General features: G+C 61.8%; 13 protein-coding genes and 1 pseudogene. 6 read left to right on the top strand and 8 right to left on the bottom strand.

Annotation, left to right across the window (positions count from 1 at the left end; translation table 11 throughout):
- Positions 1–85: 85 nt before the first annotated feature.
- The 5 genes from JEQ47_RS02010 to JEQ47_RS01990 are packed head-to-tail and all read right to left on the bottom strand — an operon-like array spanning position 86 to position 4,676.
- A complete protein-coding gene (locus JEQ47_RS02010; RefSeq protein ID WP_198874717.1) occupies positions 86–856 on the bottom strand; it encodes an ABC transporter ATP-binding protein in 771 nt (256 codons plus the stop codon).
- A 7-nt stretch (positions 857–863) separates the two neighbouring features.
- A complete protein-coding gene (locus tag JEQ47_RS02005) occupies positions 864–1,844 on the bottom strand; it encodes an ABC transporter substrate-binding protein (protein WP_198874716.1) in 981 nt (326 codons plus the stop codon).
- 36 nt (positions 1,845–1,880) lie between these two features.
- The gene (locus tag JEQ47_RS02000; protein WP_198874715.1) at positions 1,881–2,720 is read right to left on the bottom strand and encodes an ABC transporter permease; all 840 of its coding nucleotides are present in this window, start codon (positions 2,718–2,720) and stop codon (positions 1,881–1,883) included.
- 4 nt (positions 2,721–2,724) lie between these two features.
- A complete protein-coding gene (locus tag JEQ47_RS01995) occupies positions 2,725–4,077 on the bottom strand; it encodes an LLM class flavin-dependent oxidoreductase (RefSeq protein WP_198874714.1) in 1,353 nt (450 codons plus the stop codon).
- A gap of 35 nt (positions 4,078–4,112) precedes the next feature.
- Positions 4,113–4,676: an NAD(P)H-dependent oxidoreductase gene (locus JEQ47_RS01990; RefSeq protein ID WP_198874713.1), complete on the bottom strand. Its 564-nt coding sequence runs from the start codon at positions 4,674–4,676 to the stop codon at positions 4,113–4,115.
- Positions 4,677–5,456: 780 nt separating this feature from the next.
- Between JEQ47_RS01990 and uvrB the strand changes: the two are divergent.
- The 4 genes and pseudogenes from uvrB to JEQ47_RS01970 all read left to right on the top strand — a co-directional run.
- Positions 5,457–7,556: pseudogene (uvrB, locus tag JEQ47_RS01985) on the top strand (excinuclease ABC subunit UvrB); the annotation flags it as partial.
- A gap of 854 nt (positions 7,557–8,410) precedes the next feature.
- A complete protein-coding gene (locus JEQ47_RS01980) occupies positions 8,411–9,442 on the top strand; it encodes an AAA family ATPase (RefSeq protein ID WP_198874712.1) in 1,032 nt (343 codons plus the stop codon).
- A gap of 1 nt (position 9,443) precedes the next feature.
- Entirely contained in the window at positions 9,444–10,019 is a 576-nt protein-coding gene (locus JEQ47_RS01975) for a hypothetical protein (protein ID WP_198874711.1), read from the top strand.
- 134 nt (positions 10,020–10,153) lie between these two features.
- Entirely contained in the window at positions 10,154–10,444 is a 291-nt protein-coding gene (locus JEQ47_RS01970) for a hypothetical protein (protein WP_198874710.1), read from the top strand.
- 169 nt (positions 10,445–10,613) lie between these two features.
- On the opposite strand, the gene JEQ47_RS01965 is transcribed toward JEQ47_RS01970, so the two are convergent.
- Positions 10,614–10,901: a GIY-YIG nuclease family protein gene (locus JEQ47_RS01965; protein WP_198874709.1), complete on the bottom strand. Its 288-nt coding sequence runs from the start codon at positions 10,899–10,901 to the stop codon at positions 10,614–10,616.
- A gap of 774 nt (positions 10,902–11,675) precedes the next feature.
- Between JEQ47_RS01965 and JEQ47_RS01960 the strand changes: the two genes are divergently transcribed.
- Together JEQ47_RS01960 and JEQ47_RS01955 are read left to right on the top strand one after the other, a co-directional pair.
- On the top strand, positions 11,676–12,029 hold the full coding sequence (locus JEQ47_RS01960) for a hypothetical protein (RefSeq protein ID WP_198874708.1): 354 nt from the start codon (positions 11,676–11,678) through the stop codon (positions 12,027–12,029).
- A gap of 52 nt (positions 12,030–12,081) precedes the next feature.
- The gene (locus JEQ47_RS01955) at positions 12,082–12,450 is read left to right on the top strand and encodes an SH3 domain-containing protein (protein ID WP_198874707.1); all 369 of its coding nucleotides are present in this window, start codon (positions 12,082–12,084) and stop codon (positions 12,448–12,450) included.
- Positions 12,451–12,574: 124 nt separating this feature from the next.
- Here the strand turns inward: JEQ47_RS01955 and hemH are convergent, their stop codons facing one another.
- Both hemH and JEQ47_RS01945 read right to left on the bottom strand, forming a co-directional pair.
- Entirely contained in the window at positions 12,575–13,597 is a 1,023-nt protein-coding gene (gene hemH, locus JEQ47_RS01950) for a ferrochelatase (protein ID WP_198874706.1), read from the bottom strand.
- A 112-nt stretch (positions 13,598–13,709) separates the two neighbouring features.
- Complete coding sequence (locus tag JEQ47_RS01945) at positions 13,710–15,311, bottom strand: HoxN/HupN/NixA family nickel/cobalt transporter (protein WP_198874705.1); 1,602 nt, start codon at positions 15,309–15,311, stop codon at positions 13,710–13,712.
- Positions 15,312–15,315: the final 4 nt, after the last annotated feature.

Below are 15,315 nucleotides of genomic sequence, written 5' to 3'. Positions count from 1 at the left end.
TTCCTGAGCCGGTGATTGCCGGAAAATGGGCAGTGGCGGGAGACGATCGGGTACGGTGGCCGCCTTCACGCAGTTGTCCTGCCCTTCAGTGCAGGCCGAACTCGGCCATCAGGCGCCGCCGCATCGCCACGAAGCCCGGCTCGTTGCGGTCGCGCGGACGTGGCAGGTCGACATCGATCAGCCGCGGAGCCGCGCCGCGCTGCTTGGGCAGCACCAGCACGCGGTCGGCGAGGAAAATCGCTTCCTCGAGGTCATGGGTCACCAGCACCATCGTCACCTTCTCGTCGTGCCAGATGCGGGCCAGTTCTTCCTGCATGGTGATCTTGGTCATGGCGTCCAGCGCCCCCAGCGGCTCGTCCAGCAGCAGGATTTCCGGCTGCACGGTCAGGGCGCGCGCAATGCCGACGCGCTGCGCCATGCCACCCGACAATTGGCGGGGATAGGCATTCTCGAATTCCTGAAGCCCCACCAGGCGGATGTAGTGCCGGGCGCGGCTCTGCGCCTCCGCCTTGGCGACGCCGCGGCTTTCGAGGCCGAAGGCGACATTGCCGAGCACCGTAAGCCAGGGCAGCAGGCGCGGTTCCTGGAAGATCACCGCGCGCTCGGTGCCGACGCCCTGGATCGGTTCGCCGTCGATCAGCACCTGCCCGCCATCGGCGGTCTCGAGCCCGGCCAGCACGCGCAGCAGCGTGGTCTTGCCCGAACCGCTCGCGCCGACAATGGCGAGGCTTTCGCCTGCTTCGATATCGAGGTTGAGGTCACGCAGGACCTGGAGGCGCTGGCCGTCCAGCGCGAAGGATTTGGCAAGGTCACGAATGGTGACCTCGCCGCGGCTTTGGGTTTCTGCCAAGCTCATCATTGCCTCAGTTGGATGCAACAGCTTCGTTGGAGACGAAGAGGATTTCGTCGGGCGACAAGACACCGGCCGCTACCTTGCCTTCGCGTTCGAGCACATCGATCCAGAACTGGATGTCGCGTTCGACGGCGAGGCCGCCTTCACGCACGCCATAGCCCTGGAAATACTGGGCCAGCTCGCCATTCTCGCCGCGCGCATTGAGGGCGTCGCGCAGCACCACCTTGGTTTCCTCGGGGAACTCGCGGGCATAGTCGAGCGCACGGGCCGATTGCTCGACGAAGATGCGGGCGGCTTCGGGATGTGCCTCGACCCAGTCGCGGCGCAGGGTCACGAAGCCCCCGGCGATCTCACCCAGCACTTCGGTGTCGCCGAACACTTTCCTGATCCCGCCATTCTCCCGAGCGGCGCCTTCGAAGGTCGTCTGCCAGTAGCCGAAGGCGGCGATATCGACCTGGCCCGAGCGCAGGACCTGTTCGAGCTGGGGACCCGGCACCACGATGAGGTTGGCAGAATCGGGCGGCAGGCCCGCCTGGTGCAGCGCTTCGCGCACGGCATATTCCAGATGGGCGCCCAAGGTGTTCACGGCGATGGTCTTGCCGACAATGTCCTTGATCTCTTTGATCGGGCTGTCTTCGAGCACGTAGAAGATCGACTGCGCCTGCTCGGTAATGCCGTTGGACGGATAGGCGGCAACGAAATCATTGCCTGCGGCAATGGAGTTGAGGACGGCAGCGGTCGCGGCACTGCCCAGGTCGACGCTGCCGCCGGCCAGGGCAATCAGCGATTCCGGGCCGCCCGTGGCATTGCCGACATTTTCGAGGGTAATTCCGGTGCCCTCGAAATAGCCGAGCTCGGCCGCCAGTTCATGGGCGGACAGGTTACCCGAACCACCCAGATAGCGGATGGTGACGTCTTCGGCGGCGGCGGCGCCGGTCAGGCTCGCCACCAGCGTGGTGGCCAGGGCAAAACTACGGAAGGAGAAAGTCATTCTGATTGTCCTTGAACGGATTGAAGCGAGTTGGGGTTAGCGTGCGATTTCGGCCCAGCGGCATAGCCGGCTCTGCAGGAGGATCAGGCCGGCATTGGCGGCCAGGCCCAGCAGGGCGAGCAGGAAGATCGCGGCAAACATCAGCGGGATCTGGAAGTTGTACTGGGCATTCATCACCTGGAAGCCGATGCCCTTGTTGGCGCCGATCATTTCGGCGGCGATCAGCAGCAGCAGCGCCGTGGTGGCGGAGAGGCGAAGGCCGACGAAAATGGCCGGGGCCGAAGCCGGCAATACGACGCGACGGAACACCGTCAGCCGCGACGCCCCATAGGTACGGGCCATTTCGATCAGCTTGGCGTCCACTTCCTTCACGCCGCCGATGGTCGAGAGCAGGATCGGGAACAGGGTCGCCCAGAAGATCACGAAGACCTTCGACGTCTCGCCGAGGCCGAGCAGCAGGATGAAGACCGGATAGAGCGCCAGCGCCGAGGTCTGGCGGAACAGCTGGAGGATCGGATCGAGTGCCCGTTCCACCGCCCGGATTTGCCCCATGAACAGCCCCAGCGGAATGCCCACGGCCACGGCCGCTACAAAGGCGATGCCGGAGCGCTGCAGGCTGATGGCGATGTCGTCGACCAGCGCACCGGTGGCAATGCCGTTGAACAAGGCGCCGGCAATCACATGGAGCGGCGGGAAGATCGACGGATTGACCCAACCCACCGTCGAGGACACCTGCCACAGGATCAGGAAAGCGATCAGCAGGCCATAGCGCGACCACGTCGATTGCAGCGCGCGGCTTGCTTGCCCGAGAATGGCCGGAGACGGCGCGCGGCCGCGGGAAACATGAACGGAACGGTCGATGGACTGGATGGTCATGGGTCTACTCCGCGGCGTGGGCGGACTGTCGCGAGACGGTCCAGCTATTGGTCGGATAGGGAAGCCCGAGATTGCCCCGCAGGGTGCTGGCCTCGTATTCGGTCCGGTAAAGGCCGCGGCGCTGCAGTTCGGGGACGATCAGGTCGACGAAGTCATTGAGGCCGGTCGGCAGCCACGGCGGCAGGATATTGAAGCCGTCTGCCGCCTCGTTTTCGAACCATTCCTGGAGCGTATCGACAATGGTTTCCGGCGTGCCGACGATGGTGAAGTGGCCGCGTGCCGTGGCAATCCACTGGTAGAGCTGGCGGATGGTGAAATTGTTTTCGTCGGCAATCTGGCGGATCAGCGCCTGGCGCGACTTCATGCCTTCGGTCGGCGGAGCGGGCGGCAGGGGCCCATCGAGATCGTAGCCCGAAATGTCGAGCGTTCCGCCGGTCAGCCCGTTCAGCAGGGCGACGCCGTCTTCCTCGATGATGAGGTTGGTCAGGCGATCATATTTCTCCTGCGCCTCTTCAAGCGTGCGGCCGATGAAGGGCGCGACGCCCGGCATGACGAGGACATGGCTGGGATCCCGGCCGACGCCGCGGGCGCGGGCCTTGATGTCCCGATAGAATTCCTGCGCCGTGGCCAGGTGCTGGTGGGCCGTGAAGATTACCTCGGCGGTTGCGGCGGCAAGCCCGCGTCCATCGTCCGACTGTCCCGCCTGCACGATCACCGGATGGCCCTGTGGCGAGCGAGAGACGTTGAGCGGCCCGCGCACCTTGAAGTGCTCGCCCTTGTGGTCAGTATAGTGCACCTTTTCCGGATCGAAGAACCTGCCGCTCTCGCGGTCGCGGATGAAGGCGTCGTCCTCGAAACTCTCCCAGAGCTTCTTGACCACTTCGACATGCTCGGCAGCCCGCTTGTAGCGGAACGCGTGCGGATGCTGCTGGTCGAGGTTGAAATTATGCGCCGCCGACTCGGTCGCCGTGGTGACGACATTCCAGCCGGCCCGGCCCTTGGAGATCAGGTCCAGCGAGGCGAACTTGCGCGCCAGATTGTACGGCTCCTCATAGGTGGTGGAGGCCGTGGCGATGAAGCCGAGATTCTTGGTCAGCGGCGCCAGCGCCGAGAACAACGTCACGGGCTCGAAACCGGCAACTTTGGCATTGCCACCCTCGATGCCGCCGCCAAAGGCGATGGCGAGACCGTCGGCGAGGAAATATGCATCGAACAGGCCGCGTTCGGCCGTCTGCGCCAGCTCCTTGTGGAACTCGAAGCTGGTTGCGCCGTCGACGGGCTGGTCGGGGTGCCGCCAGGCGGCAATGTGCTGGCCGCCACCGGGCAGAAAGGCGCCAAGACGAATTTTACGGGTCATGGGGATCTCCTGAAATCGGGGATTGGGTGGCGCGGCTATTCGGCCGCGACGGTGACGGCTCGGGCGTTCTGCCATCCGAGCCAGGGCGAGAACTGGTCGATGGCGCGATCGAGCCGCGACAACAGGGCTGGCGAGGACGGTTTGCCATCGGCGAAGTCGGCGCCGCCGGCATAGATGCCGGCGAGCGTTGCCGCTTCGAAGAAGCCGAACAGCGGCCGCAGGTGATGCTCGATCACCAGCGCGTGCTTGTCGCCACCGCCGGTCGCCGTCAGCAGCACCGGCTTGCCGGCCAGGTCCCGGGGGTCGATCAGATCGAATACATGCTTGAAAAGGCCGGTATAGCTGCCTTTGTAGACCGGGCTGCCGACCACCAGCGCGTCAGCCGAGATGATCTTGTCGAGGACAGACTGGCCTGCGGCGTCGAGACCGCCCTGCCCGCCCGCCTCGGTAATCAACGACGGAAGCAGCTCCGTCATGTCGTAGCTCTCGGCGACGGCGCCGAACCGCGCCGATGCCTGTGACAGTGCCAGGTCCACCAGGGCCCTTGTCTTCGAGGGCACGCCAAGGCTGCCCGAAAAACCAACGATGCGCTGCGTCATGCCTACCTCCAATTAGTCTATAAAGCCTATAGACAAATTAGAGTGCGGCTAGCTCCAGGATTTCAAATTTGGCCTGCAATGGAGCAAAATGGGCTAGCCGCCGCGCGTCGCGGCAGCAGCTTGTTCTGAAGTGGCGTAACGAGGGTCGAACCCTAAGCGGAACCCGATCCGCCCCGTTCCCATTCCGTTCGCATCGTGCTAACAACCGTGATCCATTCCCCTGCTGACATCGCGTGACAGAGTCCCCATCTATGGGTTCATCTGTACCGCCCCTCCTGCTGACCTCGCGAGCGCGCCATGGCCCCCAAATCGACCCGCCCCGGCAAGGCCGAATTCTCCATCGACGACTTCCTCGGCGAGATCGAGAAGGCCGAGGACATCGCTGCGTCCAAGCCGCTTTATGCCGAGCGCATGAAGAACAAGCGCGCCCTCGATCGCGCCGATGCCGCCGAAAAGCTGGCGGCCTCCGAGCCCAAGACCGCGCTCGAAAAGCGCCGCACCACCAAGTCCAACAACGACACCGCCACCGGCATGGCGAAAAAGACCGGCAAGACCAAAATCAACTCTGTCGACCGCGTCGACTTCTCCGGCCTTGGCGAAGCCCCGCAGGCCGGTTTTGGCCACGTTCCGAGCAAGCCCCTCACCGCCCGCGAGATTTCGCGCGTCGCCGCCGCTGATCCTGAAACCCAGGCCAAGCTGCGCGAAGCGCTCGACGCCTCGGTGAAAAAGAACAAGGCGAAAAAGGGCGAGGATGTCTCCAACGCCCAGACCGTCGGCGTCACCGCCACGGTGAAGGCGCTCGAGCAGATCATCCTCCATGGCCGCAAGGAAGTGGAAGGCTCCGCCCCCTGGGTGCCGCATCGGCCCGAGCGTCCGGCCAAGCGCGGCGAGTCGCGCCCCTTCCGCCTCGCCACCGACTATGTCCCCGCCGGCGACCAGCCCACCGCCATTGCGGAACTCGTGGAAGGCGTCGAGAATGGCGAAACCGACCAGGTCCTCCTCGGCGTCACCGGCAGTGGTAAAACCTTCACCGCCGCCCAGGTCATCGCCCGCACCCAGCGTCCGGCGCTGATCCTCGCGCCCAACAAGACCCTCGCCGCCCAGCTCTACAGCGAGTTCAAGGGCTTCTTCCCCGACAACGCGGTCGAGTATTTCGTCTCTTACTACGACTACTACCAGCCCGAGGCCTACGTCCCGCGCACCGATACCTATATCGAGAAGGAATCGACCATCAACGAGCAGATCGACCGCATGCGCCACTCGGCCACGCGCGCGATCCTCGAACGCGACGACGTCATCATCGTCGCCTCGGTCTCCTGCATCTACGGCATCGGCTCGGTGGAAGACTACACCGCCATGACCATCGACGTGCAGAAGGGCCAGCAGATCGACCAGCGCCAGCTCCTCGCCAAGCTGGTCGCCCTGCAATACAAGCGCGGCGATACCGGCTTCGTCCGCGGCACGTTCCGCGTGCGCGGCGATACGGTGGAAATCTTCCCGGCCCACTACGAGGCCGCCGCCTGGCGCGTTTCGCTGTTCGGCAACGAGATCGAGTCGATCACCGAATTCGATCCGCTCACCGGCAAGAAGTCCGCCGACCTCACCTTCATCCGCGTCTATGCCAATTCACACCACGTGACGCCGCGCACCACGATGAACCAGGCGCTGAAGCTCATCAAATCCGAGCTCGCGGCGCGCCTCCAGGAACTCAACGGCGCCGGCCGTTTCCTCGAAGCCCAGCGCCTCGAACAGCGCACCCTCTTCGATTTGGAAATGATGGAAGCCACCGGCTCCTGCGCCGGCATCGAGAACTATTCGCGCTACTTCTCGGGCCGCAAGCCCGGCGAGCCGCCCCCGACCCTGTTCGAATACCTGCCCGACAATGCGCTGGTCTTCGTCGACGAGTCGCACGTCACCATCGGCCAGCTCGGCGCCATGTATCGCGGCGACCTTCGCCGCAAGGCGACCCTGGCCGAATACGGCTTCCGCCTCCCGAGCTGCATGGACAATCGCCCCCTCCGCTTCGAGGAGTGGAACGCCATGCGCCCGCAATCGGTCTATGTCTCGGCCACCCCCGGCTCGTGGGAAATGGAACAGACCGGCGGCGTCTTCGCCGAACAGGTCATCCGCCCCACCGGCCTCATCGATCCCCCCGTGGAAATCCGCCCGGCCACCCATCAGGTCGACGACGTCATCGACGAGATCCGCCAGACCATTCGCGCCGGCTACCGGACCCTCTGCACCGTCCTCACCAAGAAAATGGCTGAGGACCTCACCGAATACATGCACGAACAGGGCATCCGCGTGCGCTACATGCATTCCGATGTCGACACCATCGAGCGTATCGAGATCATCCGCGATCTCCGCCTCGGCGCTTTCGACGTGCTGGTGGGGATCAACCTCCTCCGCGAAGGCCTCGACATCCCCGAATGCGGCCTCGTCGCCATTCTCGACGCCGACAAGGAAGGCTTCCTCCGGTCCGAAACCTCGCTGATCCAGACCATCGGCCGCGCCGCGCGCAACGTCGATGGCAAGGTGATCCTCTATGCCGACAACATGACCGGCTCCATGGAACGCGCCCTGGCCGAAACCAACCGCCGCCGCGAAAAGCAGATCGCCTATAACGAAGCCAACGGCATCACGCCCCAGAGTGTGAAAGCCCGCATCAGCGACATCATCGACAGCACCGCCGAACGCGACCACGTCACCGTCAGCATCGGCAAGGGCAAGGACGGCAAAGAGAAGACGGTTACCGGCGACAACCTCGCCACGGTCATCAAGGACTTGGAACGGGAGATGCGTGAAGCCGCGACGAACCTGGAGTTCGAGAAGGCTGCCCGCCTGAGAGACGAGGTAAAACGCCTTAGAGAGATGGAGCTCGATACTTTAGAGGGCGAGGTGTCGTAGCAGCTTTCGCAACTTGTGGACTTCGACCCTGCCGCGCAGGGGCAAAACCGCTCCGGTGGAGCGATTTTAGGCGAGAAGACCGTGAGAGCTACGCTCGAACGGCGGAGAAGGCGGCGCGGCTACGCGACGAAGTCTAACGCCTGGGCGAAATGGAACTCGATACCTTGGCGGGAGAGATTTCGAAGCCGCTTCCTCGAATTTTCGGGACTTCGACCCGGCCGCTACGGCGAAATCGGAGCGATTTCAAGGGAGGAGGCCATGAGAGCTATGCTTGAATGGCAAGCAAGGCTGCGCGACGAGGTCAAGCGGTTGCGGGAGATGGAGTTGGATACGCTGGAGGGCGAGGTGAGCAAACTCACTTGGTAGATGGAGTGGCATACGCTGATATCGTAGCCGGTGCCACGTCTCGCACCTCCGCAGTGCCCGAGCAACTTATCCTTGGACGCATCTTCACGGTTCTAATACTGATTCAGCATAGCTTGTGGTACCCGTACAGTCACAAATCATCCGGACAGTTCAGTGGCATCGCCCAAAACATCAACGACAGAGGCGTATAAAAGTCGGCGCTGGAAGGCGCACGTCAACAGCCTAGGCAAAGTCTCTCAAGCTGAAATTGAGGTAGCACCGCTGCTTCTGCTTCTCGGGAAAAATAACACGGGCAAAAGTTATGTCGCCTCCACGATTTGGGCACTGACAAGTGTTTGGGAAATACTCCTCAGCTCGGCTTCACCGCTCCCAAAGTGGTGGATAGATTTTTACAATGATGCCTGGGAAGTTGGAGGATCGATCACTATAAACCAGCGACATAGCAATTCGCTCTGTCGTATGTGAACAAAATACTCAAAAAAGACGCAGGAAAATTCTGCGAAAGGCTTTTCGCATTCCGAGGGTTCGAAAAGACTGAACTGTCGATCGAGCCAGAAGCGCTTTCTGTCGGACATGTTGCATCGATATCGACCGTACAGGCACGCGGCAATAGTTCAACAGATACCAGAAGATTTTCGTTAGTGGCGGCAAACGGATTTCCGCTCTACGAAATCATCATGTCCAGCAACACTAATGTTGATTTCTGGAGGCGCTATGTTTTTAGCGCAATCTTGGAGTTCACGTTATTTGGCGGCCGGTACGCCACTTTTGATGGCGTGTATCTTCCCGCAGCGCGAACAGGGCTCGTTCTTGCCCATAGGGCCCTAACTACCCGCGGCGCGTCCGGGCTCCTTCCTCAAGAAAACACTCCAAAGCTAAGCCGGCCCCTGGCCAGTTTCGTAGAAAATTTTGCACGCTCTTACTCGGGCCAAGACCAGCACAATATCGCTGATTGGGTACAAGACCAAATTTTTGAAGGGGAGGTCGTCGCAAATCCCGTAACTGCCGAGTTGCATTACAAAGCCAATAACGGGGAAGTTGTTCCGTTGCACGCAACCTCGTCGATGATAACAGAGTTAGCACCATTCATAATGATGCTTAAGGCTGACCGCCTATTTGATCGACTGGTTTTTGAGGAGCCTGAAGCACATCTGCATTTGTCCGCTCAGCGCACTATGGCACGTGCCGTCGCGCGATTGGTGAATTCCGGGGTCCAGGTCACCGTTACCACTCATAGCGACACGTTCTTGCAACAGCTAAACAATCTTATTCAGATGCATAATCATCCGAATAAGGAAAACATGATGCAGGAAAATGGATATTCCCCCGAGGATTTAATCAATCCGGAGTTCGCTAAAGCCTATGAATTCACTAGCTCTAATCATGAAACTTTGGTTGCTTCAGCTCCATTGACGACGAATGGCTTTGCAGTTGCAACGCTCAATGATGTGCTCATCGACTTATCTAGCGAAACACTGCGCCTGCAGGACTAAAATGGATATACTAGTCGACGGCCGCCTGAAGTATTTTCGTGAGCAGCATGTTAAGAAAGTTTCGCACGTTGTAGAAGTCGTCGAAATGGAGGCTGACGGAGCAGGAACTGCAAAGTTCGCAGTTCTAGGGGAAGCGGTTAGCCTAAAGGGAATAAGACAGAAATCCATGCTCCACGCATTGCGTTCTGGCCGGTGCGCTGATGGAGCGTTTATTACATTCGATGAAAACGGCGCCCACCTGCATCTTGTGGAACTCAAAAGCAGCCTCACAATTGGAAAATGGCTTCAGGCCATAGAACAATTTTGTGGAATGTATTTTGTAGCGTCTGCGATATCACATCTGTTAGGATATAGCAATTTCTTTTCAATTACTTGTTATCTGGCTCTGGACGAAGACAAGATTACAAATGGGATTTCGTCTTCACCCGTCTTCTTGAAAACACTCACTGGCGGCAAAGAGACTTTAGGTGATGTTGAGAGCTGGGCAAAGAATGTCGTTCCACTACCTTTCGACAAGGCCCCACTCAAGACAGGCATACGAATTAACGGCAACGTAGACTTTGGCCTTGTGGGCTGACTTCTAGCTCTGCCTACAATCCTCGCGCGGCCTTCTCACTAGGTTGAGTAAGGGAACTCCCGATAACCCCATCCTATCCCCCCAATAAAAATCCTTCGTTGGACGCAACACCCGTCCAGCGCCACACTCCTCTCATGACATCAGCGCTTCTCTCCAATGGCGGCCCGCCGCTTGATGATGATGACAGCCACACCCCGCCCTGGGGCAGGAATGGCATTGGTCGCTATTTCGAATGGGCTGCGGCGAAGAAGAAGGCCTTCGACGCGCCCTTCGATATCGCAAGGCTCCGCACCCAGCGCGCCGCGCTGATCGGGCTGACCTATGAGGAATATGCGTTGGAGATCCTCGAACGCGGGCGGTATCTCGGGGCCAGCGATGGCGAGCGGATCGCGCAGATCGTGGCCAGGCGCGGGGTGAGGTATTGAGGCACTCCGACTCCACCCCACCGGTCGTCACCCTCGGGCTGGACCCGAGGGCTCTGCACTTGCCGGCATAGTCGGTGGCGCAGAAGAAAGTGGAACGCCCTCGGGTCAAGCCCGAGGGTGACGATCCATGTGTTTGGAACTTTCACGACGATTCCGGGCACCAATAGCGCTACACCGCGATTTCGTCCCACAGGTCCCGCCATTCCGGGTTGTTCTCTTCGATCAGCGCAATTTTCCACGTCCGGTACCAGCGCTTGAGCGATGTTTCGCGCTGAATGGCCGAGCCGATCAATTGATGTTCCTCGAACCAGACGAGGCGCTTGATTCCCTTGGCCTTGGTGTAGCCGGCCACAAGCCCTTCGCGGTGTTCGTAGACACGGCGCACCAGATCATTGGTCACACCGATACAGGTCTGGCCATGGCGCATATCAGCAAGGATGTAGACGAAGGCGCGCATGCCGATATCTTCAAGTGGAACGCCCTCGGGTCAAGCCCGAGGGTGACGAGCCGGTGGGTGCGGAACGAACGCGCCAAAAAAGATATCCCCGCTGTAAGCACCCTCCCCTATTCTCCTCCATCCCCGCCAGTTACGCGGTCCCGACGCACTTCGGGACGTCCCGCAGGGCCAGACGCGCCAGTGGCGCGGCTGGAGGCCCGAAGGCCTTGAGCGCTTGGAGCGATCCGAAGGGCAAATCTCTCCAGTGGAGAGATTTGAGCGAACAAGGCGCGAAACGGTAGGGCGGGGAGAACAAGAAAACTTATCCCCGCTCCAAAACCCTCCCTTATCCTTCCCCCATCCCCGCCAGTTACGCGGTCCCGACGCAGGGTCGGGCGGGGAGGATCGGATGAGGGAGGCGTCCCTCTGCGTGGGTAGAAAACTTCGGCGCTGCCTGGCGTCCAGCAGAACGGTTCCCCCGAAAGCGGAGCCCGGACGATGGAAACCACATTCAGGGCAGCGCGGATGCGCCGGCAGCCGGACCCCAAAGGTACCGCCTGAGGACCGGGCCCCCTAAGCAAGCCGATATCCGTGACGGGCGGCCCTTGGCTCCCCATCTGACTACCAGGCTCGAGTCAAAGGCCGCCCGTTACCCGTGAACCCCGGTTAGGGTTCGGCGAAAGCGCAAGCCGTCTGGCCGGGCGCGATTTCAACACGTCCGGACGTCCGGCAGACGCCGGCTTATCCCCGCCCCTCTCCACCGGGCGCACACTGCCCGAAACTTGCGAGGATGCCATGACCACACCAAATCTCGGCCCGAAAGCCATCGACGCCTATAACCGCTTCGCCAAGGAGCTCGCCGCCTTCAACTATGCGCTGCGCTTCGCCAAACCGTCCGGGCCGGTCGACAGCCACACGCTGTTCACCCTCAACGGGTTGATCATGGTGGCGCGGCGGCTGTTCCGGCGCCATCCCGACCTGCCGCGCTTTTACCAAGTGGACACGCAGGGCCCGATGACCCAGGCCGATCTGGTCATCACCGTCGCGCGCCTCACCGCGGCGAGCCTTCATTTCGAGGACCGCTATGCCCATCTCAAGGTGGGCGCCGCGGCGATCGAGGAGATGGAAGACCGCAGCCGGCGGCGTTGAACCCGATATGGCTCTGGATCATTGAGTGACGAGACAGTAAGAGGAGGCCCTCATGCGCGCCCTCGTAAAATTCTCCATCGCCGCCACCGCCCTTGTCGCCCTCGCGACGCCGGCTCTGGCCCTCACCGTCACCGCCCGCGTCTCGGGCGGCAATATCCCGGTTTATGCCGGGCCCGACGATCGCTTCGAAATCGTCGGCTACCTGGCCCAGGGGCAGGAAATCCCCGTCGACCAGTGCACCCAGACCGATAGCGACAGTGATCGCGGTTCCTGGATCGGCGATGCCGGACACACGCTCTGGCCGGCCAATGCCACCACCTATTGCCGCATTCCCGACTATGGCTGGGTGGCCCGCTCCTACATTGTCGGCCGCGGCCTCATCAACGTCACCCCGCCCGACTTCCTCGGGCCGGGGTGGTAGGGATTTGGGGTGAAGCGTTTCCACCAACCCAGCTGTCACCCCGGCGAAGGCCGGGGCCCATTTTGAGATCTCAGGCTGGACCCCGGGTCAAGCCCGGGGTGACAGTCGAGGGTTGACGGGATGCCTAAACCCAGCCCTGCAATTCCCGGCGCACCATGGTCTCGATATAGTCCATGCCACCTTGGGAAGCGTTGAGGCAGGGAATATAGGCATAGTTCTCCCCGCCGGCTTCCAGGAACGTATCCTTGCCGCCCATGGCGATTTCTTCCAGCGTCTCGATACAGTCGGCCGAAAAAGCCGGAGCCAGGATGGCGACCTTCTTGATGCCCTTTTTGGGCAATTCGCCGAGGGTCTTGTCGGTATAGGGCTGCAGCCATTCGGTCGGCCCGAAACGGCTCTGGAAGGTGACCATCAGCCTTTCCTTGTCCCAGCCCAGATACTCGCGCAGGAGGCGCGTCGTCTTGTGGCACTGGCAATGGTAGGGGTCGCCCTTCTTGAGGTAGTCGACCGGCATGCCGTGGTAGGAGGTGATCACAAGGTCGGGCTCGAAATCCAGTTTGGCAACGCCATCGCGGATCGAATTGCCCAGCGTGGCGATATAGGCCGGGTCGTCGAAATAGGCCGGCGCGGTGCGCACGGCCGGTTGCCAGCGCATGGCCCTCAGGGCGTCGAAAGCCTTGTCATTGGCCGTCGCCGTCGTGGTCGCCGAATATTGCGGATAAAGCGGCACCAGGAGAATGCGCTGGCATCCGGCCGTCTGCATTTTCTCCAAGACGCTCTGGGTCGAGGGATTGCCGTAACGCATGGCGAAATCGACCACGATATCCTCGCCCTCGAGGCGCCGTGCTAGATTTTCAGTCTGCTCGCGGGTGATCACCCTCAGGGGGCTTTCGTTCTTCTCCCGGTCCCAGATCTGGGCATAGGCGTGCCCTGCCTTTTGTGGCCGAACACTGAGGATGAAGAAATTGAGGATCGGCCACCAGAGCCACTTGGGCGTCTCGATGACGCGCGGATCGGAGAGGAACTCCTTGAGATAGCGCCGCACGCTCCAGTAGTCCGTCCCATCCGGCGTGCCCAGATTGAGCAGCACGACGCCGATCTTCTGCTTGGGCACGGGGGGATGATTGGGCGGGAGAAGATTGGACATCGGGGCCAGTTTGGAAGAGTTCCAGTGTGGGCGGCACCATAGCGGTTTGCGCCCCGATCGCAAGGCGGCGATGGGTCGCGCCGGCTTTTGCGCGAGATCAAGGACGGGGCCGCTAGAGGCTCGCGACCAGCAGGAGGACACCAAAGGCCAGCACGCAGACGGCACCTAGCAGTTCGGCCCACCAGACGATGGTTCCCGCCAGCGCGCTGTCGGTTCCACCGATCCGTCCGGCGAGGCCCTTCGCACTCACCGCCACGGTCGCCAGGGCCGCCACGGTGATCGCGGTGCCCAGGCCCATCAGCAGCACGGCAACTATCCCCGCTGCCAGCAGACCCTGCGATAATGCAAAGACCAGGACCACCAAAGCGCCTGAACAGGGGCGCAGGCCAACGGCGAGGACCACGCCCAGTTGCTCGCGCCAGTTACCCTTCAGGTCCCGAGGAGCGACAGCGTGATGCATATGGTCGTGGTGGTGGTGATCATGATCATGATCATGATCGTGCTCGTGGTCATGATGGTGATGATCATGGTCGTGGCGGTGGTTATGCCCACCCCAGCCGAACACCTTGCGCAGCACCAGCCAAAGGCCAAGCAGGGCCACCATGGCGTAGGAGACGACGCCGACCCAGTGCGCCGCGTCGCCGAGTGCGACACTGCCGAGCCGAAGCACGCCGGCCAGGATCAGCACAAAGCCGATGGCCACCAGCGACTGCATCAGCGCCGACAGCCCGCTGAGGACGATGCCCCGGCGCAACTGGCTTTCATTGGCCAGCACATAGGAGGAAATCACCACCTTGCCGTGTCCCGGTCCGGCAGCGTGGAAGACGCCATAGAGGAGGCTGAGGCCACCGAGCACCCAGAATGCCGTCCAGTCCGTGCGCAGGGCATTGAGCGAGCTGGTCATGGCCGCGTAAAAGTCGGTCTGCTGTTGCTGCAGCCAGCCGAAGAAACCGGTGCGCGGCAGCGCGAGGCCGACCTCCGCAGGTGGGCCGCCAAAGGGCGTTGCCGGCCGGGCGGCGCCGACATCGTTGACGGCCTCGAGAGCCGTGGTGGCAATTGGCGCGGTCGCGCCGCAGGCCGCGACGATCAGGCCCTGCGTGCCCCGCATGGCGGCGGCAAGGTCGGGCGGCAGTTCCAGCACTTCCGGTCCGAGGGCATAGAGCCGCTCTTCCACCTCGGCCGACATCGGCACTGGCGGCACCAGTTCCACGGAACACCCCTCCGGCGCATTCTCAAGCACCACGTCGGCAGCGGAATGGGTGGTAATCGCCACGTAGTACTCGGGATCATAAACGCCCAGCTCGAACCGCTCGCCCAGGGGCTGCGGCTCCACCGCGTCGATGGAAAAGCTCAGGGTCACTCGGTTGTCCTGGTAGACCATGCCCTGGTCGCCGGCTGCGGTGAACCTCATGCCGTCACCGGCAAAGGTGTAGAAGCCGAAATCGCTGAGGCCGAGCATGTTCTCGTCAGCCAGCGCCTGCATTTCGTCGGGCGTGACGCTGCCATCGCCATTGGTGTCCAGCCCCTGCACCATCCACACGGAAAAGGCAGTGTCGAACGTCCAGTCAAAGTGGAGGCGCGCGACCCGGCCGGCCTCGTCGAGACCGATCGTGGTCTTTGCGTCGATCATGATGTGCGGGTGCGCCGACACGGGCTGCGCCAGCCCCAGCGCCACCAGCACCGCACCGATCAACAGTCTCGCAATTGCAGCCAAGAAA

It is taken from the genome of Devosia sediminis, assembly GCF_016411825.1.
GTDB lineage: Bacteria > Pseudomonadota > Alphaproteobacteria > Rhizobiales > Devosiaceae > Devosia > Devosia sediminis.
The sequence above is the reverse complement of the archived record's forward strand: the minus strand, read 5'-3'. Positions and strand labels throughout refer to the sequence as shown.